Source organism: Streptomyces sp. NBC_00358, from assembly GCF_036099295.1.
Taxonomy (GTDB): domain Bacteria; phylum Actinomycetota; class Actinomycetes; order Streptomycetales; family Streptomycetaceae; genus Streptomyces.
Window position 1 is genome coordinate 2,570,935 of sequence record NZ_CP107976.1, and the last position, 23,157, is coordinate 2,594,091.

At 68.7% G+C, this 23,157-nt stretch carries 14 protein-coding genes; 3 read left to right on the forward strand and 11 right to left on the reverse strand.

What is annotated here, in order from left to right; translation table 11 throughout:
• The first annotated feature begins 18 nt into the window (after positions 1 to 18).
• Positions 19 to 915: a hypothetical protein gene (locus tag OHT01_RS10615; protein WP_328552894.1), complete on the forward strand. Its 897-nt coding sequence runs from the start codon at positions 19 to 21 to the stop codon at positions 913 to 915.
• Positions 916 to 919: 4 nt separating this feature from the next.
• Positions 920 to 1,294 carry an NTP pyrophosphohydrolase gene (locus OHT01_RS10620; protein WP_328552895.1) on the forward strand — a complete coding sequence of 125 codons (375 nt, stop codon included), beginning with the start codon at positions 920 to 922 and terminating at the stop codon, positions 1,292 to 1,294.
• Positions 1,295 to 1,528: 234 nt separating this feature from the next.
• Here OHT01_RS10620 and OHT01_RS10625 read toward each other — a convergent pair whose 3' ends face one another.
• The 9 genes from OHT01_RS10625 to ngcE form a co-directional block, all read right to left on the reverse strand.
• A complete protein-coding gene (locus OHT01_RS10625; RefSeq protein ID WP_328552896.1) occupies positions 1,529 to 3,052 on the reverse strand; it encodes an amino acid permease in 1,524 nt (507 codons plus the stop codon).
• Positions 3,053 to 3,219: 167 nt separating this feature from the next.
• Positions 3,220 to 5,151 carry a 1-deoxy-D-xylulose-5-phosphate synthase gene (dxs, locus tag OHT01_RS10630; RefSeq protein WP_328552897.1) on the reverse strand — a complete coding sequence of 644 codons (1,932 nt, stop codon included), beginning with the start codon at positions 5,149 to 5,151 and terminating at the stop codon, positions 3,220 to 3,222.
• A 226-nt stretch (positions 5,152 to 5,377) separates the two neighbouring features.
• Complete coding sequence (locus OHT01_RS10635) at positions 5,378 to 6,700, reverse strand: sugar ABC transporter permease (protein ID WP_328552898.1); 1,323 nt, start codon at positions 6,698 to 6,700, stop codon at positions 5,378 to 5,380.
• A complete protein-coding gene (locus OHT01_RS10640; protein ID WP_328552899.1) occupies positions 6,697 to 7,488 on the reverse strand; it encodes an ATP-binding cassette domain-containing protein in 792 nt (263 codons plus the stop codon). Before OHT01_RS10640 ends, OHT01_RS10635 begins: the two co-directional genes overlap by 4 nt.
• A gap of 247 nt (positions 7,489 to 7,735) precedes the next feature.
• On the reverse strand, positions 7,736 to 8,839 hold the full coding sequence (locus OHT01_RS10645; RefSeq protein ID WP_328552900.1) for a sugar ABC transporter substrate-binding protein: 1,104 nt from the start codon (positions 8,837 to 8,839) through the stop codon (positions 7,736 to 7,738).
• 121 nt (positions 8,840 to 8,960) lie between these two features.
• Positions 8,961 to 10,160, reverse strand: a complete 1,200-nt coding sequence (locus OHT01_RS10650; RefSeq protein WP_328552901.1) for an ROK family transcriptional regulator — start codon at positions 10,158 to 10,160, stop codon at positions 8,961 to 8,963.
• 240 nt (positions 10,161 to 10,400) lie between these two features.
• Positions 10,401 to 11,339, reverse strand: a complete 939-nt coding sequence (locus OHT01_RS10655) for a carbohydrate ABC transporter permease (RefSeq protein WP_328552902.1) — start codon at positions 11,337 to 11,339, stop codon at positions 10,401 to 10,403.
• Positions 11,340 to 11,354: 15 nt separating this feature from the next.
• Positions 11,355 to 12,287 (reverse strand): carbohydrate ABC transporter permease, encoded by a 933-nt coding sequence (locus OHT01_RS10660; RefSeq protein ID WP_328552903.1) that lies wholly within the window; start codon positions 12,285 to 12,287, stop codon positions 11,355 to 11,357.
• Positions 12,288 to 12,369: 82 nt separating this feature from the next.
• Positions 12,370 to 13,821, reverse strand: a complete 1,452-nt coding sequence (gene ngcE, locus OHT01_RS10665) for an N-acetylglucosamine/diacetylchitobiose ABC transporter substrate-binding protein (protein ID WP_328552904.1) — start codon at positions 13,819 to 13,821, stop codon at positions 12,370 to 12,372.
• Positions 13,822 to 14,309: 488 nt separating this feature from the next.
• Here ngcE and OHT01_RS10670 point away from each other — a divergent pair, with 488 nt between their 5' ends.
• Positions 14,310 to 18,140 carry a GH92 family glycosyl hydrolase gene (locus tag OHT01_RS10670; RefSeq protein WP_443043381.1) on the forward strand — a complete coding sequence of 1,277 codons (3,831 nt, stop codon included), beginning with the start codon at positions 14,310 to 14,312 and terminating at the stop codon, positions 18,138 to 18,140.
• A gap of 97 nt (positions 18,141 to 18,237) precedes the next feature.
• On the opposite strand, the gene OHT01_RS10675 is transcribed toward OHT01_RS10670, so the two are convergent.
• Both OHT01_RS10675 and OHT01_RS10680 read right to left on the reverse strand, forming a co-directional pair.
• A complete protein-coding gene (locus tag OHT01_RS10675) occupies positions 18,238 to 21,516 on the reverse strand; it encodes a GH92 family glycosyl hydrolase (protein WP_328552905.1) in 3,279 nt (1,092 codons plus the stop codon).
• A 515-nt stretch (positions 21,517 to 22,031) separates the two neighbouring features.
• Positions 22,032 to 23,141 (reverse strand): lytic polysaccharide monooxygenase auxiliary activity family 9 protein, encoded by a 1,110-nt coding sequence (locus OHT01_RS10680; protein ID WP_443043382.1) that lies wholly within the window; start codon positions 23,139 to 23,141, stop codon positions 22,032 to 22,034.
• Positions 23,142 to 23,157 lie beyond the last annotated feature (16 nt).

Genomic DNA, 23,157 nt, shown 5'->3' on the forward strand with positions numbered 1-23,157 from the left:
GGATGGGGAACGATCGCCGTGCGCGGCACCCACGGCACCGGCGGGGACGCGGTGGGCGACCACCGCGGGGACGGTCCACCGTCCGCCGACCTGGCCCGCGCCGTCGCGGCCTACACCGCCCGCTTCTCGCCGGACGGCGGCTTCCGGCCGCCCTCCCGCACCGAGCGCCAGACCGTCGCCGACGGGGTGGGACTCCTCCTCGACCATCGCCGCGAGCAGGCAGAACAGCGACTCGCCGAAGTCGACTTCACCGTACGCACACTGGTCGACAGCGGCACCGGCCGCCGATTCGCCGAGGTGTACGACCGTGTCGACCAGGGGCCCGCGCCGCGCGGCTGGGGCCGCGTCTTCGTCGACCTCGACCACCCCGTCCGATGGTCGGTACAGGTGCCTCATCCGGTCGCGGACGAGAACACGGAACTGCTGGGGGTACGGGTCCTGAAAGGCGCCCCCGGAGGTCTCTTGATCATTGCCGGAGCACATCGCAAATCCGGTGAAGGGAACGCCGCGGACGTGGCGCACCGCCGGGACACGGTGTTCCACGCGGTCTGCGCGGAACTCGTCAGACGCCGTGTCGCGGGCATCCAACTGCACGGCTTCGCCCAGGATTCCGCCCCTCGCTACGACGTGATCGCCTCGGCCGGCGCCGGAACGGCCGGCCGCCCCGCGGGCCGCCGGCTCGCCGACGCGCTCCGGGCGAGGGACTTCGCCGTGTGCCGGGCCTGGGCGCGCACCTGCCCGCTCTCCGGGCGGGACAACGAGCAGGGGCGGGCGGCCGCCGCCGCCGACGGGATTCCTTTCCTGCACGTGGAGTTCGCCCCGGGGCCCCGGGCGGACTCCCCACGGGCGGCCCGGGTGGCCGAGGCCGTGTCCGTCGTGACGCGGCGCTGGGCCGAGGGCGTTCTGGCAGGGTGAGGGCATGACGACTCTGCTCATCGTGGACGGCGCCAATGTGGTGGGTTCCGTGCCGGACGGCTGGTGGCGGGACCGTCGCGCTGCCGCCGAGCGGCTCAGGGAACGGCTGGCGGACTTCGCCGTGCGGGGCCTGCCGGGGCACCCGGGCCCGCTGGAGATCGTCCTGGTGGTGGAGGGCGCCGCGCGCGGGGTGGAGTCCGTCCCCGGGGTCCGGGTCGACGAGGCTCCGGGCAGCGGTGACGACCGCATGGTGGAACTGGTGGCCGAGGCGCCGGACCGCGCCTGTCTGGTCGTCACGGCCGACCGCGAACTCCGGCGCCGGGTGGGTGAACTGGGCGCAGAGGTCACGGGCCCGCGAACGGTACGCCCTCTCCCCTGACCGCGGGTCCGGGTGCCGCTCCGCCCCGACCGCCGGTCCGCGCGGACGGCGCCACCGTTCCTCGGCCGTCGGCCCCTCGTCGTCGCCTTCCCTGGGCCTGCCTCTCGTGCGGCCCGGCGGTCCCCCGCCCGTACCTCACGGGCCTCGTCGGCTCCGCCGGCCGGGTGGGGACGCGGCGAGGCCCCGTCGCCGCCGCCGGAGCGGGACGTACGGGGCCCGAGAGCGGAGCGGGCGTCAGCCCGCCGTGCCGCCGGGCGGGTTGCGGAGTTCGCCGCCCGGCGTCTCCTGGTTCCGGGCGAGGCGGCTGTGCGTGTGGCCGTAGAGGAAGTAGACGCCGATGCCGATCACCATCCAGATGGCGAACCGCAGCCAGGTCTCCGCGGGCAGGTTCAGCATCAGCCACAACGTCGCGAGCACCGACAGGATCGGCACCCACGGCACCAGCGGGGTGCGGAAGGCGCGTGGCAGGTCGGGGCGGGTGTGGCGGAGGATGACGACGCCGATGGCGACCACGATGAAGGCGAAGAGCGTGCCGATGTTGACCAGTTCGGCCAGCTCGCTGAGGCTGGTGAAGCCCGCGAGGATCGCGATGATCCCACCGAGCAGGATCGTCGGCCGGTGCGGGGTGCGGAACCTCGGGTGGACCCGGGAGAAGAACCGCGGCAGCAGTCCGTCGCGGCTCATCGCGAAGAAGACCCGGGTCTGGCCGAGCAGCAGGATCATGCAGACGGTGGTCAGTCCGATGGCCGCGCCGAAGCTGATCACGCCCGCGTACCAGGGGTGCCCGGTGGCCTTGAACGCGTCGGCGAGCGGGGCGTCCACGGACAGCTTGGTGTAGTTCTGCATGCCCGTGACCACGATCGACACGAGGACGTAGAGCGTGGTGCAGATGACGAGCGAGCCGAGGATGCCGCGCGGCATGTCGCGCTGCGGGTTCTTCGTCTCCTCGGCGGCGGTCGCGACCACGTCGAAGCCGATGAAGGCGAAGAACACCACGGAGGCCGCGGTGAAGATGCCCATCACGCCGAAGTTGGTCGGCGCCCAGCCGAACATGAGCTGGATCAGCGGTGACTTGATGCCGCTGCCCGCCTCCACGTTCTGCGCCGGGGGGATGAACGGCTTGTAGTTCTTGCCCTCGATGAAGAAGGCGCCCGCGATGATCACGATCAGCACGACGGTGACCTTGATCGCGACGACCAGCGTGGTGATGCGGGCCGAGAGCTTCACACCGATGACGAGGATGGCGGTGAGCACCAGCACCAGCGCGGCGGCCAGGATGTCGAAGCCGAAGCCGTGGGCCCCGTCGCGTCCGCTGAGCGACTCGGGCATGTGCCAGCCCGCGTTGTCCATCAGCGAGCGCACGTAGCCCGACCAGCCGACGGCCACCACCGCCGTGCCGAGCGCGAACTCCAGGACCAGGTCCCAGCCGATGATCCAGGCGGGCAGCTCGCCGAGCGAGGCGTAGGAGAACGTGTACGCGGACCCCGCGACCGGGACCGTGGAGGCGAACTCCGCGTAGCACAGGGCCGCCAGCGCGCAGGCGACACCCGCGGCCACGAAGGCCAGCGAGACCCCCGGCCCGGCGTTCTCCTTGGCCACTTTGCCGGTGAGGACGAAGATGCCGGTGCCGATGATGACACCGACACCGAACACGGTGAGGTCCAGAGCGGACAGCGTCTTCTTGAGCGCGTGCTCCGGCTCCTCAGTGTCCAAGATCGATTGTTCGACCTTCTTCGTCCTGAAGAGGGTGTTGCTCACGGACGTACCTCCCACGCTTGTCGTCCTCGACATGATCGAGAGGGCGGGTAGCACGTGTTCCCCGACGCGGACCGGTTCACGCGGACGGGCCGGTTTCACCACCCGTACAGGGTGCTGAAACCGGCCCATCGGCCCTGCGTGTCCGTCTCGGTCGAGGCGTGTCCGTCTCAGTCGCGCGCGGGCTCCACCGCGTCCATGGCCTGGGCCGTGGTGCGCTCGTACCGGCCGTCGAGCTTGGCGACGAGGCCGGTGACCTGCCGGGCGATGTCCGGCGCGGTCAGGCCGATCTCCGCCATGACCTCGGCGCGGGAGGCGTGGTCGAGGAAGCGCGGCGGGATGCCGAAGTCGCGCAGCGGGACGTCGACGCCCGCGTCGCGCAGCGCCTGCGCGACCGCGGAGCCGACACCGCCGACCCGGGAGTTGTCCTCGACGGTGACGACCACGCGGTGCTGCTCGGCGAGCGGGGCCATGGCCTCGTCGACCGGCTTGACCCAGCGCGGGTCGACGACCGTGGTGGAGATGCCCTGCCGGTCCAGGAGGGCGGCGATCTCCAGGCACATCGGGGCGAGCGCGCCGACGGAGACCAGCAGCACGTCGGGCGCGTCGGTGCCGGGCGCCCGCAGGACGTCCATGCCGCCGATCCGGCCCACGGCGGGGACGGCCGGGCCGACCGCGCCCTTGGAGAAGCGCACCACGGTGGGCGCGTCCTTCACCTCGACGGCCTCGCGCAACTGGGCGCGGACCTGGTCGGCGTCGCGGGGCGCGGCGAGCCTGAGGCCGGGGACGACCTGGAGGATCGACATGTCCCACATGCCGTTGTGCGAGGCGCCGTCGGTGCCGGTGACGCCCGCCCGGTCCAGCACGAAGGTGACACCGCACTTGTGCAGGGCCACGTCCATCAGGACCTGGTCGAAGGCGCGGTTGAGGAAGGTCGCGTAGACGGCGAAGACGGGGTGCAGTCCGCCTGTGGCGAGGCCCGCCGCGGAGACGGCGGCGTGCTGCTCGGCGATGCCGACGTCGTACACCCGTTTGGGGAATGCCTTGGCGAAGCGGTCGAGGCCGACCGGTTGGAGCATCGCGGCGGTGATCGCGACGATGTCCTCGCGCTCCTTGCCGAGCTCGACCATCTCCTCGCCGAAGACGGAGGTCCAGTCGGCGCCGGAGGAGGCGATCGGCAGGCCCGTGTCGGGGTGGATCTTGCCGACGGCGTGGAAGCGGTCCGCCTCGTCCTGGAGGGCGGGCTGGTAGCCGCGGCCCTTCTCGGTGAGGCAGTGCACGATGACCGGGCCGCCGAAGCGCTTGGCGCGGGCCAGGGCCGACTCCAGGGCCTCGATGTCGTGGCCGTCGATCGGGCCGACGTACTTCAGGCCGAGGTCCTCGAACATGCCCTGCGGGGCGATGAAGTCCTTGAGGCCCTTCTTGGCGCCGTGCAGGGTCTCGTAGAGGGGCTTGCCGACGACCGGCGTGCGCTCCAGGAGGTCCTTGCCCCGGGCCAGGAAGCGCTCGTAGCCGTCGGTGGTGCGCAGGGTCGCCAGATGGTTCGCGAGACCGCCGATGGTCGGCGCGTACGAACGCTCGTTGTCGTTGACGACGATGATCAGCGGGCGGTCCTTGGCGTCGGCGATGTTGTTCAGCGCCTCCCAGGCCATACCGCCGGTGAGAGCGCCGTCACCGATGACGGCGACCACGTGGTCGTTCCGGCCGAGAACCTCGTTGGCCTTGGACAGACCGTCGGCCCAGCCGAGGACCGTGGAGGCGTGCGAGTTCTCGATGACGTCGTGCTCGGACTCGGCCTGTGAGGGGTAGCCGGACAGGCCGCCCTTCATCTTCAGCCGGGAGAAGTCCTGGCGGCCGGTGAGCAGCTTGTGGACGTAGGACTGGTGGCCCGTGTCCCACAGCACCCTGTCCTTCGGTGACTCGAAGACGCGGTGCAGGGCGATGGTCAGCTCCACGACACCGAGATTGGGGCCGAGATGGCCGCCGGTCTTGGAGACCGCGTCGACGAGGAAGGTCCTGATCTCGCCGGCCAGCTGGTCCAGCTGCTCCAGGCTGAGCCGGTCCAGATCGCGCGGTCCCCTGATGCGGGTCAGCAGCGGCACCCGTGCCTCCTTGCAGTAGAGCTGTTGCCGGGCTTGGTCGAGTCTAATGTTCCGCCTTTTCGGGCGCGGGCCGGGCCTGGCGATGTACGCCACACGATCGGCCCAACCCGACGGGAACAAGCGTTCGCGCCCGGACGTGACTGTGCCCGGCGCCGCCGTGGGCGCCGGGCACAAGGTCTTTCACAGGGACGCCGCCGCGATGTGCTGCGGCGTTCCCCGCTGAGTGTTACGCGCGGCCCGCGGCCTTCTGGCTCTTGCGCGAGACGGAGTCGATGACGACCGCGCCCAGGAGCACCGCGCCAGTGATCATGTACTGGATCGAGGTGTTCATGTTGAGCAGGTCGAGACCGGTCTGGATCGACTGGATGACCAGCATGCCCAGGAGGGCCGACCAAACGTTTCCGCGGCCACCGAAGAGGCTCGTACCACCGATGACGGCCGCCGCGATGGCGAGCATCAGCGTGTTGCCGCCACCGGCGTTCAGCGTGGCGCTCGCGGTCTGACCGGCGAAGAACATACCGCCGACCGCCGCGAAACCGCCGGAGATGGCGAAGACGGTGATGCGGACCATGGACACGCTGATACCGGCTCGGCGAGCCGCCTCGATGCCACCGCCGACCGCGAAGATCTTGCGGCCGTACGTGGTGCGGCGCAGCACGAAGTCGACGATCACCAGGGAGGCGAGGAAGATCACCAGGGCGTTGGAGACACCGGAGGCGTTGTTCAGCACGGCGGCGGCGACGAAGGACGCCACGGCGAGCGCTCCGACGCGCAGCAGGATCTCGCTGGTGGGCCGGAAGGGCACACCGGCGGACCGGCGGCGGCGCTGGTCGATGAACGAGCCGATCAGCATGGACGCGACACCGAGGCCGGCCAGCAGGTAGGCACCGATGACGGCCTGGCCCATGAAGAAGGAGCTCTGGCCGAGCAGGTACACCGGGCCGCTGTCGGCCGGGATGTTGATCGTGCCGCTCGAACCGAGCAGCCACAGCATCAGGCCGTTCCAGCCCAGGAAGCCGGCCAGCGTCACGACGAAGGCGGGCACGCCGATCCTGGCGAAGAACCAGCCCTGCATCGCGCCGATGACGGCACCGGTCAGGACGGTCAGGAACAGCGCCAGCCAGGGGTTCACGCCGTGGTTGACCACGAACACCGCGAACACCGTGGAGGCGAGGCCGCTGACCGAGCCGACGGAGAGGTCGATCTCACCGAGCAGCAGGACGAACACCAGGCCGATGGCCAGCATGCCGGTGGCCGACATGAAGTAGCTGATGTTCGACAGGTTGTCGGCGCTGAGGAACCGGCTGTTCTGCGTCTGGAAGATCGTCCAGATGATGATCAGGCCGATGAAGACCGGCAGCGAGCCCAGCTCGCCGCCCTTGATCTTGCGCTTGAACTCGGTGACGTAGCCCTTGAGGCCCTCTTCGCGGACCAGCAGACGCGGGTCCACGACCGACACGGGAGCGGCAGTGGGGTCGTCGGAGGGAGCCACCGTGTTCTGGTGCTCCACCTCGGCCTCCGCCTTGGAAACCTTGGACGTGTCGCTCACTTTGCGGCCTCCGTGTTGCGACGCCCCGCACGACGGGTCACGGCGTTGTCCGTGGCTCCGGTGATCGCGGCGATGATCTCTTCGTGGCTGGTGTCCTTCACGGAGAAGGAGCCGTTGTTCTTGCCCAGGCGCAGGACGGCGACGGTGTCCGCGACGGCCTTCACGTCAGCCATGTTGTGGCTGATGAGAATGACGCCGAGGTTGCGCTCGCGCAGCCGCTCGACCAGGTCGAGGACCTGCGCGGTCTGCTCGACACCGAGCGCGGCGGTCGGCTCGTCGAGGATGACGACCTTGGGGTCGCCGATGAGGGCGCGGGCGATGGCCACGACCTGGCGCTGACCGCCGGAAAGGCTCGCGATCGGGATACGCACGCTCGGGATGCGGATGGAGAGTGTGCTGAGCAGCTCACGCGCTTTCTGCTCCATCGTGACCTCGTCGATGACGCCGCGGTGCAGCAGCTCACGACCGAGGTAGAGGTTGCCGACCACGTCGAGGTTGTCGCACAGGGCGAGGTCCTGGTAGACGGTCGCGACGCCGAGTCCCTGGGCGTCGTGCGGCTTGTTGATGCTGACGGGCTGGCCGTCCCACTCGATGACGCCTTCATCGATGGGGTGGACGCCCGCAATGGTCTTGACCAGGGTGGACTTTCCTGCGCCGTTGTCGCCCACGAGGGCGACCACTTCTCCGGGGTGGACCTCCAGCTCTACATCGGTGAGTGCCTGCACAGCACCGAATCGCTTGGAGACTCCGCGCAACGCCAGCACGGGCGTAGCGGACACGTGAACCATCTCCTTCGCCGCCTGACCGGCGGGGATGCCGCGCTCGAACAAACCGGCGCGGAGGGATGTGCGAAATGCACAAGGTTTACAAGATGAACATGCGCGAATCCGCTGCATTTCGCAACGGATCCATCCGACGCCCACCCCGCAGCGGGGTATTTAGGTGGGGCAGGCGTCGGACAGGTTCGCGAGACCGCAGAGCGGTCGAGTCCCGGGCGGCCGTCCGTTGTACGGAGGCCGCCCGGGACCGGGGTGACTACTGAAGGCCGGCAGCCTTGCAGGCCTTGGCGAAGTCCGCGGTGCAGATGTCGGCGACGGTGTAGAGACCGTCCTTGACGACCGTGTCCTTGATGTTGGCCTTGGTGACCGAGACCGGGACGAGGAGCTGCGAGGGCACCTTGTCGCCGGAGCCGCTGGTCAGGGTCTGGTTGGCCAGGGACTTGATGTCCTTGTTGGTCAGCAGGTTGACCGCGAGCTGGGCAGCGGCGTCCGCCTCCGGCTTGAAGGCCTTGTAGACCGTGGAGGACTGGGTGCCGGCGACGAGGCGCTGGATACCCGCGAGCTCGGCGTCCTGACCCGTCAGCGGGATGCCGCTGATCTTCGCACCCTTGAGGGTGTTGGCGATGCCACCGGCCATGCCGTCGTTGGCGGAGTAGACGCCCGCGATGTTCTTGGCACCGAGCTGCGTGATGGCAGCCGACATCTTCTGAGCGGCGACGGTGTCCTTCCAGAGACCGGACTGCTCGTACGCGATGTTGACCTTGCCGTCGAGGGCCTTGTGGGCACCCGCCTTGAACTGACCGGCGTTCGGGTCGGCGTCGTCACCGTTGATCATGACGATCTTCGACTTCGGGGTCGCCTTGGAGCCGAGCGAGGTGAGGAGCGCCTGGCCCTGGAGCTCGCCGACCTTCTCGTTGTCGAAGGAGACGTAGGCCGAGACCGGACCCTGGGCGAGGCGGTCGTACGCGACGACCTTGATGCCCTTGTTGACCGCGGTCTGGATCGAGGACTTGATCGCGGCCGAGTCCTGCGCGCTGATCACGAGGACCTTGACGCCCTGGGTGATCATCGTGCTGACCTGCTGGGCCTGCTTGGCGGCGTCACCGGCCGCGTTCGCGTACTGGACCTTGCAGTCCGGGCACAGCTCCTTGACCTTCGAGACGAAGAGCGGGTGGTCGAACTTCTCGTAGCGGGCGGTGACGCTGTCGGGGAGCAGGAGACCGATGGTCTTGCTGCCCGAGGAAGAGCTGCTGCTGCTGTCGCTGGAGCTCTTGTCGCCGGCCTTGCCACAAGCGGCCACCGAGAGGGCCATGGAAACAGCGGCGGTACCGATGACGACTCTACGCATCGTGTTGTTCATTGGTGGTGCCTCCCTGACAGGGCCGCAACGCTGCGGCCGAGGTGGTTTGGAGTCAACTCGGCCGCTCGTGCGACGTCAAGAAGTAAATACTTAACGGGTTGGCAACGGCGTGTTTCGTTCTCTAAGTGAAGGCAGGTGTAACGGCAGACAGAGACCCGTCCAAAAGGGTCGAATCGCCCATCTCGCTGAGTGCGAGAGCCAGCGCTCCGAGCACCTCCGCACGGCCCCCGAGCGCCCCTGGCAACACCGAGAGTTGACGTGCGGCACTGGGGATCGCGTAGCGGCCGACAGACTCCCTGATGGGCCCGAGAACGAGCTCACCGGCCTCGGCGAGATCGCCACCGAGGACCACCCGGCTCGGGTTCAGCAAATTACAGAGATTCGCGACTCCACTGCCGATATGTCGGCCGACGTCGGCGATCACGCGACGGCAGCCCGGATCTCCGTCCCGCGCCAGCCTGACCACGCCTTCCATGGTCAGATCGGTCCCGTGGCTCGACTGGAGGAGCGGCAGCACATAGCGCGCCGCCGCGAAGGTCTCCAGGCAGCCGCGGTTGCCGCAACGGCAGACGGGGCCGGATTCATCAAGTGTAATATGCCCGATTTCTCCCGCCGTGCCACCCGGACCGCGATAGATCTTGCCCTCTATCACCAGGCCCGCGCCGACACCGCTCGCGACCTTGATGTACGCGAGGTCCCTGACCCCGCGCCCGCTGCCCCAGACCATCTCGCCGAGCGCGCCCAGATTGGCGTCGTTGTCCACGTACACGGGCACGCCGAGCCGCCCCCGCAGCTCCTCGGCGGGCCTCGCGCCGGTCCACCCCGGCAGGATCGAGGTGGACCCCAGGGTCCCCGATTCCACGTCGATGGGGCCCGGCACGCCGAGGCCCACGCCCGCGACCTTGGAGCGGTCGACACCGGTCGCCTCGATCAGACGGCTGACCAGCTCCTCGGCCCGGTCGAAACCCTGCGCGGCGGACGCGTCCACATCCAGCGGCTCGGACTCCTCCGCCAGCACCTGATGGGCCAGGTTCCCGACCGCGACACGCAGGTGGGTATGCCCGAAGTCGACACCGATGACGATGCCGGCGTCGCCGCTCAAGGACACGCTGCGCGCCCTGCGGCCGCCGGCCGAAGTGGGTGTGACCTCGACCGTTCCACCGTCCTTGAGTTCGCGAACGATATTGGAAACGGTCGCGGCCGACAGGCCCGTCGACCTCGCGATCTCCGCCTGCGTGAGCGAGCCCGCCAGCCGCACCGCCCGCACGACGCGTTCCAGATTGGCTCGGTGCAGCGAAGACTGCGACCCCGGAGTCTCCATCGACTCATCCACTCCTGCCCTCAGCCGGGCGGCCCCGATGCCACCCGTGTGATCTGGGTCACGCCAACGGGACCCCGGTCACTTACAAGTTGTGAACTCCAAGCTCCGCTGAACGGGTTACCGCAGTCAAGTCCTTGACGAAAATCGGGTCTGTCCTCAGGTTCGGTTTCCGGCCGCCCCCGGACACGCGTGCGCCACCCCCGGGGCGGAGGTGGCGCAGGCGAGGAAGGAGTCGAATCGTTACTTGAGGGTCGCCGAGGTGAGGCCCGCCTGGACCTGCCGCTGGAAGGACAGGTAGACGATCAGCATGGGGATCATCGCGATCGTCACGCCGGCGAACAGGACGGGAAGATCGGTGGCGTACCCCTGCTGCTGCTGGAGCTGGATCAGTCCCTGGGTCAGAACGTAGCGTTCCGGATCCGAACTGGTCTGAGGCTGCATCAGTACCGACGGCAGGATGTACTGGTTCCACTGGCCCAGGACGTTGAAGATGCCGACGCTGAGCAGTCCGGGCTTGGCCATCGGCAGCATCACCTGGAAGAACGCCCGGGTGTGCGAGGCCCCGTCGAGCACCGCCGCCTCGAAGACCGCCGTCGGAAGTGTCCGGAAAAAGGCGTGCATGAAGAACACCGTGAACGGCAGAGAGTAGGCCACGTACACCAGGATCAGACCTTGGTACGTGTTCAACATGTCGAGACGTTTGACCATGAAGAACAGCGGCACCAGGGCCAGGAAGACGGGGAACATGGCCCCGCCGACGAAGAAGTAGTACACGAGCCGGTTGCCCGGGAACTCGTAGCGGGCCAGGACGTACGCCGCCATCGCGCCGAGGAGCATGGTCAGCGGGACGGAGAAGACCAGCACGATCAGGGTGTTGGCGAAGTAGTCGCCGATGCCCTTGTTCCAGGCCCGGGTGAAGACGTCGAACTGCCAGTTGGAGGGCCAGCCGAGGGCCGACCCGCCGATCTGCGCGTCGGTCTTGAAGGAGCTCAGGACCAGCCAGAGCAGCGGCAGGATGATCAGGATCGCCCACAGGGCGAGGAACCCGTGCGAGAAGACGTTGAGGGCCATGCCCTCGGTGCGCTTGTCACCCGGCCGGGGCGGGGCCTTCCTTGCGTTTCGTTGCGGGGGTACTCCGGCGCCGTCGACCTTCGCCGGCTGCGTGATGGGTGCGCTCATAGTCGTGTCTCCCGCTCAGAACTCGATGCGCTCGCGGCGGGTGGCGCGCAGCGTGACCACGGACAGGATCAGGGTGAGAAGGAGCATGACGACGCCCATGGCGCAGGCGTAACCGCTCTTCCCGAAGTAGAGGAAGTTGCGCATCATGACGTTCGCCATGACTTCGCTGTGGTGGTCGGGCCCGCCGCCGTAGCCGGTGCCCTGGGTCGTCGTCGAGACGAGGACGAACATGTCCATCGCGATGATGCCCAGATAGACCCAGGCGGTCTGCACCGTGTCCCAGAGCAGGGGCAGGGTGACCCGGAAGAAGGTGTGGGCGCGGCTCGCGCCGTCCAGCAGCGCGGCCTCGTAGATGTCCCGCGGGATGGACTGCATGGCGGCGGAGAACAGCACCAGGTAGAAGCCGACGCCGTGCCAGACGACGACCGCCATCAGGCACCAGAGCACCAGGTTGGGCTCGTTCATCCACTCGACGGGGTTGTTCGCGTCGACCAGACCGAGCTTGATCAGTACACCGTTGAGCAGACCGCCGCCGTCGCTGCGGTAGAGGGCCCCGAAGAGCACCGCCACGATCGCGAGCGACAGCACCTGCGGGAAGAAGTACACGATCTTGTAGAAGCGGGAGCCGGCGACGCCCTGTACGCCACCGGCGCCACCCCGCCCGCCCGCGTTCACCATGAAGGCGAAGAAGAGGGCGAGCAGGATGGTGATCACCGGGATGAACACCAGGAACAGGATGTTGTGCCAGATCGCTTCGAGGAATACGTCGTCCTGGAACAACGCCTTGTAATTGTCCAGGCCGACGAAACTGAACGTCTGCGACTGACCCCTCCAGTCGGTGAAGGAGTAACCGATGGTCTGTATGTAAGGCCAGATCACGAAGATCAGATACAGCGCCAAAGGTGCGAGGAGAAACCCCGCGACGAACCGGTACTGCCCTTTTCGCATGGCATCCTGCCCTGGTGTTCCGGGTGTGCGTGACCCGGGTGTTCCGGAGTGCGCGTGACCCTGATGTTCCGGGTTTACGTGATCAGTCGCGGTGGTTCTTCTTGGACGCCGGGTCCTTGGCCGCCTTGTCGACCGCCGCCTGGGCCCGCTTCAGCCATTCCTTCGGCTGAATGCGCTTGGACATCAGCTCGTTGGACGCGTTCTGGATGGAGACGTCCATCTCGCTGTACCAGTTGGGGTACAGGAAGTTGAAGGTGTTGTCACCCGCCGCCTTGGAGGCGTCGACGGTGGACTGGGTACCGGGACGCAGGGTCACGCCTTCGGACACGGCGTCCTTGAGGATGGTGAGCGAGTTGGCCTTCTGCGCGAAGAGCGTCGACCACTCCTTGGAGAGCATGGAGCGCATGAACTCCTTGGCCTCGGGCAGGTTCGCGGCCTTCGCCGGGATGATGAACGGCTCACCGGAGCCGGCCCGGATCGCCTCGAACGGCAGCTTGTCGCCGGGCAGGCTGGGCATCGGCATGAACTTCATGTCGAAGTCGGCCGGCGTCTGCTTGAGCTGCTCGTTCTCCAGCCAGGAGCCACAGGTGATGAACGCGGCCTTGTACTGGTTCCACCGGGTCTGTGACTCGGTGTGGGTGAGGCCGTTGGTGCCGGCCATCAAGTAGCCCTTTTCCACGACCTCGTAGATGGCCTCGACGGCCGTCAGGGCGGCGTCGGACCCGACGAACGCCTTGGGGTCCAGGTTGTCGATCGCCTTCATGGCGTCCAGACCGCCGTTCTTGGCGATCAGGTCCATGATGGCGACGTTGATGTAGTACGGGTACTTGCCCTGGTGCGCGAGGCCGCCGATGCCCTGCGACTTGGCGTCCTTGCAGATGGCGAGGAAGGCGTCCCAGGTCTTGGGCACCTCCCAGCCCTTCTCCTTGAAGAGCTTGCCGGAGTACCACAGCCCCCACACCGTGTAGATGTAGTTGAGGGACACGACCTTGCCGCCCTGCAGGCCCGGGTCGAGCGTGCCCGGGATCAGGGTGTCGCGGACCTTCTTGGTCGGGTCGTCGATGGACGGGGCGTCGAGGACCGAGGCCAGGTCGAGCAGTTGGCCGCTCTTGAAGAGCACGTCCAGCTTGATCTGCTGGGCGCCCGAGTCGTCGACGATGTCCGGCGGGTTGCCGCCGTTGAAGCGCGGCTGGAGCTTGCCGGTGATCTCCTGGGTACCGGTGTGGGCGCTCTTGGAGCCCCACTTCTTGTCGAAGGCCGCTTCCCAGGCCTTGGCGTAGTCGTCGCCGTAGCCGCCCTTGAAGACGACGACGTCGAGCTTGCCGCCGCCCTTCTTCACGCCGAACGGGTTGTCCTTGCTGGTCTTGCCGGTGCCCTTGTCGCCGGAGTTGTCGTCACTGCCCCCGCCGCTCGCACATGCGGACAGGAAACTCATGGTCGGGACGGTGATCAGACCAAGTGCGGCCGACCTCTTGATGAGGTCACGGCGGCCGACACCCTCGGGGCTGCTGTTCTCGGCGGAAGTGGATCCCATGCTCAAGTCCTCGCCTTCTCCAGGACTCAGGCGGTGAACCGGATCCTCCCCGGCACCGCGGTTAGGTCAAGCTGGGGTCGTGCATGGGGGATTCAGTGGGACGAATCGACGGTACGTGTATGCACCACGGTCCGTCGGCGCCCTCGGAATTCCCCCCTGGGTCCTGCCTGTCCGGCGCCAGTCGATCGACGGGCCGGACGCGACAGGTATAGTCCACTTCCCGCCAGCGGAGCAAGATCGAATGCAGGTTTGCCCGTCGGTCTTTTCCGAGTTGAGACCTCCCGGAAATATGGGGCACCCCCGGACCACCCCGGCGAAGATCCACAGGAGCCGACCTCCCGCAATGAACTCAATGCACGGTTCGTCACGCGTCATTCACCCCGGATGCCACACCCGACACCCTTGACAGCACTGTCGACTTGGCGCCCCAATGGTCCTTGCGCTTCGAATCTGACAACGTTGTCCAGGTGCAGGGAGGGTGCTCGCGCATGCAGCACAGAGCTCGGTACAGACGGAGTTTGACGCGCCGGACCGGATGGTTTTCCCCGGCGGCACTGGGGGTGGCCGCCCTCTCCCTGTTAGCGGCCTCGCAGGGCGTCGCGGTCGCCCGGCCGGCCCAAAAGGCGTCCGCGGACCGGGAATTCAGCTCCTCGTTCGAATCGGGCGATCCAGCTCCGGACTGGCTCAATACGGTGGATACGGCCCCCGACGGGACGAAGAGATCCTCCGGGGTCGACGGCGGGTACAGCACCGGCATCCCCGGAAACGTGACCGACCATGTCACCGACGTGCGCGCCAGCGGCGAGAACACCGGTGCGGGCGAGGTCAAGGAGAACCTCGTCGACGGCGAGTCGAGCAGCAAGTGGCTGACCTTCGAGCCCACCGGCTGGGCGGAGTTCGACCTGGACGCGCCGGTCAAGGCGGTCACGTACGCGCTCACGTCCGCAAACGACCACGACGAGCGCGACCCCCAGGACTGGACCCTTCAGGGCTCGACCGACGGCAAGGACTGGAAGACCCTCGACACCCGCTCCGGAGAGTCCTTCGGCGAGCGGTTCCAGACGAAGTCGTACGACATCCAGAGTCCTGTCGAGTACCAGCACTTCCGGCTCGACGTCACCAAGAACAACGGCGGTGACATCCTCCAGATCGCCGATGTCCAGTTCTCGACGGGACAGAGCGACGACCCGACCCCCAAGGACATGCTCTCGCTCGTGGACCGGGGTCCGAGCGGCTCGCCGACCGCCAAGGCGGGCGCGGGCTTCACCGGCAAGCGGGCGCTGCGCTACGCCGGCACCCACAAGGGCGACGGCCGCGCGTACTCGTACAACAAGGTCTTCGACGTGAACGTCGCCGTCCGGCGCGACACCGAACTGTCGTACCGGATCTTCCCCTCGATGGCGGACGGCGACCGGGACTACGACGCCACGAACACGGCCGTGGACCTGGTCTTCACCGACGGCACCTCGCTGAGCGAGCTGAACGCCGTCGACCAGCACGGATTCACGCTGACTCCGCAGGGCCAGGGCGCCTCCAAGGCGCTGTACGTGAACCAGTGGAACAACGTGACCTCGCGGATCGGTTCCGTCGCCGCCGGGAAGACCGTCGACCGGATCCTCCTCGCGTACGACTCGCCGAAGGGCCCCGCGAAGTTCCGCGGCTGGCTGGACGACGTCTCCCTGAAGCAGGCCGCCCCGGAGAAGCCCAAGGCGCACCTCGCCGACTACGCGGTGACGACCCGCGGCACCAACTCCAGCGGCGGCTTCTCGCGCGGCAACAACTTCCCGGCCACGGCGGTCCCGCACGGCTTCAACTTCTGGACGCCGGTGACCAACGCGGGCTCCCTGAGCTGGCTCTACGACTACGCGCGCGCCAACAACGACGACAACCTGCCCACCATCCAGGCGTTCAGCGCGAGCCATGAGCCGAGCCCCTGGATGGGGGACCGGCAGACCTTCCAGGTGATGCCGTCGGCCGCCTCCGGGACCCCGGACACCGGCCGCACGGCCCGCGAACTGGCGTTCCGGCACGAGAACGAGACCGCGCGGCCGTACTACTACGGGGTGACGTTCGAGAACGGCCTGAAGGCGGAGATGGCGCCGACCGATCACGCCGCCGCCCTGCGCTTCACCTATCCCGGTGACGACGCGAGCGTCGTCTTCGACAACGTCACCGAGCAGGCGGGGCTGACGCTGGACACCTCGGCGGGCGTGGTCACCGGCTACTCGGACGTCAAGTCCGGTCTGTCGACCGGCGCCACCCGGCTCTTCGTCTACGGGGTGTTCGACGCGCCCGTGACCGACGGCGGCTCCAGCGGAGTCAAGGGCTACCTGAAGTTCAGGCCCGGCTCCGACCACACCGTCACCCTGCGCCTGGCCACCTCGCTGATCAGCATCGACCAGGCCAAGGACAACCTGGGCCAGGAGATCCCGGACGGCACGTCGTTCGACGCGGTCGAGAAGGGCGCGCGCAGGCAGTGGGACCGGCTGTTCGGCAAGGTCGAGGTGCAGGGCGCCACGCCGGACCAGCTGACGACGCTGTACTCCAGCATGTACCGGCTGTACCTGTACCCCAACTCCGGTTTCGAGAAGGTGGGTTCGAAGTACCAGTACGCCTCGCCCTTCTCGCCGATGCCGGGGCCCGACACACCGACCCACACCGGCGCGAAGATCGTCGACGGGAAGGTGTACGTCAACAACGGCTTCTGGGACACCTACCGGACGACTTGGCCGGCGTACTCGCTGTTCACGCCTCATCAGGCGGGTGAGATGGTCGACGGGTTCGTGCAGCAGTACAAGGACGGCGGCTGGACCTCGCGCTGGTCCTCGCCCGGTTACGCGGACCTGATGACCGGCACCTCGTCCGACGTGGCGTTCGCGGACGCGTACGTCAAGGGTGTCGACTTCGACGCGAAATCGGCGTACGAGGCGGCGCTGAAGAACGCGACGGTCGTCCCCCCGACCTCCGGCGTGGGCCGCAAGGGCATGGCCACCTCCCCCTTCCTCGGCTACACGAGCACCGCCACGGGCGAGGGCCTGTCGTGGGCCATGGAGGGCTACGTCAACGACTACGGCATCGCCGAGATGGGCAAGGCGCTCTACAGGAAGACCGGCGAGAAGCGCTACAAGGAGGAGTCGGACTACTTCCTCAACCGCTCCCAGGACTACGTGAACCTCTTCGACTCCAAGGCCGGCTTCTTCCAGGGCCGGGACGCGAAGGGCGACTGGCGGGTCGACTCCGCGAAGTACGATCCGCGCGTGTGGGGTTACGACTACACGGAGACCGACGGCTGGGGGTACGCCTTCACCGCGCCGCAGGACTCGCGGGGCCTGGCGAACCTCTACGGCGGCCGCAGTGCGCTCGCGCAGAAGCTCGACACGTACTTCGCGACCCCCGAGACCGCCTCGCCGGACACCGTGGGCTCCTACGGCGGGGTCATCCACGAGATGACCGAGGCCCGGGACGTACGGATGGGCCAGTACGGGCACTCCAACCAGGTGGCCCACCACGTGAACTACATGTACGACGCGGCCGGGCAGCCCTGGAAGGCCCAGAAGAACATCCGCGAGGTCCTCTCCCGTCTCTACACCGGCAGCGAGATCGGACAGGGCTACCACGGTGACGAGGACAACGGCGAGCAGTCGGCCTGGTACCTCTTCTCCTCGCTCGGCTTCTACCCGCTGGTGATGGGCAGCGGCGAATACGCCATCGGCTCACCGCTGTTCACGAAGGCGACGGTCCACCTGGAGAACGGCCACGACCTGGTGATCAAGGCGCCGCGGAACAGCACGAGGAACGTGTACGTGCAGGGCGTGCGGTTCAACGGCAAGCGGTGGAACTCGACTTCGCTCCCCCACTCGCTGATCACCCGGGGCGGAGTGCTGGAGTTCGACATGGGCGCCAAGCCGTCCTCGTGGGGCACCGGCCAGGACGCCGCGCCGGTGTCGGTCACCCAGGACGACAAGGTGCCGTCGCCGCGCGCGGACGTTCTCAAGGGGGACGGCGCGCTGTTCGACAACACCTCGGCGACGGACGCCACCGTCACCTCGGTCGACCTGCCGGTCGGCGCCGGCACCGGCACCGAGGGAGTTCAGTACACGCTGACGTCCTCGGACCACACGAAGGCCCCGACCGGGTGGACCCTGCAGGGTTCCTCGGACGGGACGACCTGGACGGACCTCGACAAGCGCTCCGGTGAGTCCTTCCCCTGGGACAGACAGACCCGGGCGTTCACGGTCGCGGACCCGGGCTCGTACAGCCACTACCGTCTCGTCCTCGACGGTGAGTCGACCCTCGCGGAGGTGGAACTGCTGGCCTGAGCTGGGACCCGGACGGAAAGGGGCGGGCCCGGAGGAGACTCCGGGCCCGCCCCGCGTTCATGGGAGGTTCAGATCAGCGGCCCAACGATGCACCGGCTCAAGGGCTCACCGCGAGGGTGAAGACGTGCAGATCGGCGTCGTCCGGGAGGGTGACGCTCCTGATGGTCCTGCCCGCCGGTGCCGTGAAGGGCTTGGTGGCGAAGACGTAGGTGGCCACCGGGTCCTTGTCGGCGCCGGCGACATTGCGGTAGGCGGCCTTGGCGATGGTCTCGTTGCCGTACTGGACGGTGCCGCCCCCGCCGCCGACGGTCCAGTCGGTGAAGGACAGGTCGACGGAGTCGGTGCCGCCGTCGGTGTAGGTGACGGTCGCCCGGGTCTCCTGGTTGCCGTTCACGGCGCTGCCGATGAAGGACAACCGGCTCGCCGGGTCGCTCAGTTCGATGCTCTGCGAGGTCGCCGAGGCGTTGTCGGGGCGGCCGGACGGCGACTTCGGCCAGGTGTAGGCCAGACCGTCGACCGTGCCCCGGCCGCCCGGAGTGAGGCCCGCGTCGGCGAGGGCCTGGCGGGAGTAGCTCCAGCCACCGCCGTCGTAGTCGGCCTCGGAGTGGTCACCCGTGTCGTCGGAGACACCGGTGTTGTCGTAGGCCGCGAGGAGGGAACCCGGGGCCGCGACCGTCAGGGCCACCGGTTGGGCGTACGACGTGTCCGCGGAGGTCACCGTCACCTTGACGTCGTAGAAACCCTGTTCGGCGTCGTCCGCCGCGGTGAGGGCGATCCGCTGGGCGCCGTCGGTCACCGTGCCCTCCGCGGGCGAGGCCGTCACGCCCGCGGGCACGTCCACGTGAAAGCGCACCTCCGGCCCGGCGCCGCCACCGAGGGTCAGGGCGCGGATGTCGAGCGCGGTGCTTGCGCCGGGGGCGAGCGTCGCGGCGGTCGGGCCCACCCCGATCTGGTACGGCTGCTCGCCGGTGCGGAAGGAGGGCGGCGCGTCCTTCTCGGCGCTGCCCCAGGTCGTGTCGGGCGCGGCGGACAGCGTGTAGTCGAGCGTGCCGCCGTCACGGACGAAGGAGGCGGGGAGCCAAGGCCGTTCACTGGTACGGCCGTCGACCCTCAGCGACTGGACGTAGGGGGCGTCCGCCGCCGCGCCCCGGGCCCGGATCGCGATGTCGGCGCCGCCGGGGCGCTCGATCTCGATCCTGGGGAACAGCGGCGAGGCCAGGGTGAGTTCGGCGCGCGAGGGCACCTGGGGGTACATGCCGAGCGCGGAGAAGACGTACCAGGACGACATCTCACCGAGGTCGTCGTTGCCGGGGATGCCGCCCGGCTGCGTCGACCACAGCCCGCTCATCGCCGCACGGACGGTCTCCTGCGCCTTGTAGGGCGCGCCCGCGTAGTCGTACAGGTAAGGCACGTTGACCGAAGGCTCGTTGTCCAGTTCGGACTTGTCTCCGCCGCTGCCGGTGAACGCCCAGCCGCCGTCCGCGTCGTGGAAGAACGTGTCGAGGCGGTCGAGGGCCTTCGCGCGACCGCCCATGGCGGCGAAGAGGCCGGCGGGGTCGTGCTGCACCATCCAGGTGTACTGGGCGGCCGTGCCCTCCACGAAACCGTTGCCGGTCGAAGGGGTGAAGCCGGTGACCCAGCTCCCGTCGGCCTTGCGGTTGGCGATGTAGCCGCCGCCGGGGTCGGCCGCGATGTTGAAGTTGTTCTGCCAGTACTGGGAGCGCTCGGCGAAGTCGGCCGCCGTCCTCTTCTCCCCCGCCGCCTTGGCCAGTTGGGAGATCGCGAAGTCGGCGCCGGACATCTCCAGGGTCTCGGCGGCGCCGCCCCAGGCGTTGGACACGGACGGCATGTAGTGGTGTTCGAGGTACTTGTCGAGCGAGGGGCGCTGTCCGGCCGAGAGCAGCGGTTTGCCCGCCGGGGACAGGTCCTGCTCGGTCGGTACGGTCGCGGCCTTCACCAGGGAGCCGAGCGCGCCGCGCAGGTCGAAGTCCGTGCCGCCGAAGGCGCGGATGCCCGCGAGGGCGGGGGCCGACGGATCGCCGTTCATGACGTGCGTGCCGCTCGCGCCGTGCAGCCAGCGGTCCCAGACTCCCCCGTTCTGCCGGGCGAGTTCGAGCAGCGACTGTGCGATGTCGGAGCCGGTGTCCGGGTCGAGGAGGGTAAGCAGCTGAACCTGGGAGCGGTAGACGTCCCAGCCGGAGAAGGTGCCGTACTGCGCTTCGTGGCCCCGGCCCACGGTGTGCACCTTGTCGTCGGCGCCGCGGTATCTGCGGTCGGCGTCACTGATGACGTTCGGGTGCAGGAGGGCGTGGTAGAGCGCGGTGTAGAAGGTCGTGCGGTCGGTGTCGGTGCCGCCGCCGACACCGATCGCACGGAGCCGCTCGCGCCAGGCACGGTGGGCGGCGCGCTGGACGGAGGCGAAGGAGCGGGAAGGCGGGTTCTCGGCCGCGAGGTTGGCGGCGGCGCCCTCCTGACTGACGTACGAGATACCGACCTTGACGTTCACCGGGTCGGTGCCGGGCGCGAACTCCACATAGCCGCCGGCCCCCTTGCCCGCGACGGGACGGCCGCCCTGCGCGAAGCCTCCGGTGCCGCCGCTCGCCTCGGTGGCCCCCGGGCTCAGCCGGTCGTCCTGCCAGGTGCCGGTGGTCTTGAAGTCGCGGTCGAAGCGTGCGGTGAAGTACAGCGTGTAGTAGGGGCGTTGGCCCTCGGGGTCGAGGTAGCCGCAGAAGTTCCCCGAGGTGACCGAGCCGGAGACCGTGCGGGTCCCGGGGTCGATGCGCACGGTCGAGTCGGTGGACCCGACCTCGGAGTTGGCGGTGCGGATCAGCAGCGAGGCGGGCTTGTCGGCCGGGAAGGTGAAGCGGCCCGAGCCGGTGCGCGCCGTCGCCGTGAGGTCGGCGGTGACACCGGAGGAGAGGCCGACCCGGTAGTGACCGGGCTCGGCCCGCTCGTCGGCGTGCGTGAAGCCGGACGCGTAGACGGCGTCCTTGGTGTCGCTCGCCGGGGAGGAGGTGACCTCACCCGCGTACGGGAAGAACGGGATGTCGCCACTGCCGCCCGCGCATCCCGTTCCGGACATGTGGGTGAGGCTGAAGCCCCGGACGCGTGTGGCGTCGTACTGGTAACCGCCGGGCGCGGCCGTGCGGGTGGCGTCCCCGCGGGTGTTCTCCGGGCTCCAGGAGAGCATGCCGAAGGGGGTGACGGCGCCCGGGAAGACATTGCCGCCGTTCTTGGTGCCGATGAGCGGGTCGACGTACGCGGTGGGGTCCTTGACGAGTTCCGGCGGACCCGACGGGGGTGCGGCGAGCGCCGGAGTGGCGCCGGCCACCGTCAGGGCGACGGCGAGCAGGACGGATGACGGACGGAAACGCATGACGCGGCCCCTCCTCCTTCGGACGGGTCGCGCACCACAGGTCGCACAAGCCGCAGGGACAGTAACGTGCGCCACGGGTACCACGGAAGACCGCCTGCGCCACCGGGACGCGCCCGGCACTCACGCCTATGGCGCCCGGGCGGACCTGCCCGTGCCCCCACCTCGTCCGCACCACCGGAAACGCCCCGGAACGCGAGGGAACGCACCCGTCGCCCGCGCGACGGGGCCGCCCGGCGTTCCGGCTCGGCGGCCCGGTCCGGCACGGCGGCGGGGCACGGCGGCTCGATGGGTAGCACGGCCGGCAGTCCGGTCCGGGTCGAGGTCGGCCGCCAACTGTCTTGACATCGTTGTCCGTTGAGGCGATAGAGTCGGACGCAGACCGTTCGACAACGTTGTCGTGCACGATGGTCGCCACAGGCCGAACCATCCCGGGCGGGGCCTCCCCCGCCCCGTCCGGGCTCGCGGACCGGGCGGGTCCGAACCCACCCACCCGGTCCGCCCCGAGCGTTCCCCGTTCAACCGACCCGGCAGGGCAGGGCCGTCGACGGATCGTCGCCCGAGCCCGAGACGACGTACCCGAAGGTGGTCGTGCCGCCTGGACTCAGTGAGCCGTTCCAGTCGACGTTGTGCACCATCACGTCCTGCCCGCTGTAGGTCGCGTTGCCGTTCCACAGACTGGCGACCGACTGACCGCCCGGCAGCGTCCAGTCGACCATCCAGCCGAGCATCGGCACGGCGCCGGTGTTGGTGACGGTCACCTCGGACTGGTAGCCGCCGGGCCAACTGTTGGTGGTCCTGCGGGTCGCCGAGCAGATGCCGGGGGGCGGTTCGGTCGGGTTGCCGGGATCATGGATGCCCGTGACCTCGCCGTTCCCGCCGTCGAAGACGACGTCGGAGCAGGAGTAGAAGGTCTCCGTGCTGTCGGAGCGCTGCCAGACCATGTAGATGATGTGGCGGCCGGACTTGCCCTCCGGCAGCTTGCCGCTCCAGGAGTAGTTGGCCTCGACCGTGCCCGGAGTGCCGTTGAGCGGCGGGTGGTCGACTGTGAGGAACGGCTGGTCCTCCATGGCGTCCCAGGTGAGCGGCCGGGTCGGGTCGAAGCCGTCCTTGGTGATGTAGACGTAGAACCAACCGGGGTGCGCCGCCCAGGCGTTGTACGCGAAGTCGACGGTCGCGCCCGCGGTGAGGTGGGTCAACGGCCAGTCGGAGCGCGGCAGATCGAAGCCCGTGAAGTTGGGGTTGCCGCCGCTGCACAACTGGCCGTCCGGCACGAATCCCCGGGTGCGCCCGGCGCCGTCCGAGCGCAGCACCGAGAACCAGTTGTAGAACGGCGTGGTCCCACCGACCTGTTGCGCCGCCTTGCAGGCCGGGTTCACCGGCTTGATCTCGCCGGTGTCGGTCAGGCCGTCCTGCCAGCACAGGAACGTACGGCTGCCGGGCTTCATGGGGGTGCCGTGCGCCTCCGCCCGGCCGCCGGTCACGACGATCAGGGCGAGGGCCGGAAGCATGGCCAGCAGGGCGAGCAGTACGAGGAAGGGGGCGGGGGCCGGGTGGCGGCGTCCCGGGAGCCGTAATCGGGGGAACGGCCGACGCGGCCCCGTCGAGGGCGGTTTTGTTAAGTACATGACAATCTGCTCCTTC

What these genes read in the sequence shown, in the direction of transcription:
- OHT01_RS10645 (WP_328552900.1), bottom strand. Translation starts at nt 8,839, where the DNA reads ATGAACAACACGATGCGTAGAGTCGTCATCGGTACCGCCGCTGTTTCC.
- OHT01_RS10655 (WP_328552902.1), bottom strand. Translation starts at nt 11,339, where the DNA reads ATGAGCGCACCCATCACGCAGCCGGCGAAGGTCGACGGCGCCGGAGTA.
- OHT01_RS10640 (WP_328552899.1), bottom strand. Translation starts at nt 7,488, where the DNA reads ATGGTTCACGTGTCCGCTACGCCCGTGCTGGCGTTGCGCGGAGTCTCC.
- OHT01_RS10650 (WP_328552901.1), bottom strand. Translation starts at nt 10,160, where the DNA reads ATGGAGACTCCGGGGTCGCAGTCTTCGCTGCACCGAGCCAATCTGGAA.
- OHT01_RS10670 (WP_443043381.1), top strand. Translation starts at nt 14,310, where the DNA reads ATGCAGCACAGAGCTCGGTACAGACGGAGTTTGACGCGCCGGACCGGA.
- OHT01_RS10620 (WP_328552895.1), top strand. Translation starts at nt 920, where the DNA reads ATGACGACTCTGCTCATCGTGGACGGCGCCAATGTGGTGGGTTCCGTG.
- OHT01_RS10675 (WP_328552905.1), bottom strand. Translation starts at nt 21,516, where the DNA reads ATGCGTTTCCGTCCGTCATCCGTCCTGCTCGCCGTCGCCCTGACGGTG.
- OHT01_RS10660 (WP_328552903.1), bottom strand. Translation starts at nt 12,287, where the DNA reads ATGCGAAAAGGGCAGTACCGGTTCGTCGCGGGGTTTCTCCTCGCACCT.
- OHT01_RS10680 (WP_443043382.1), bottom strand. Translation starts at nt 23,141, where the DNA reads ATGTACTTAACAAAACCGCCCTCGACGGGGCCGCGTCGGCCGTTCCCC.
- ngcE (WP_328552904.1), bottom strand. Translation starts at nt 13,821, where the DNA reads ATGGGATCCACTTCCGCCGAGAACAGCAGCCCCGAGGGTGTCGGCCGC.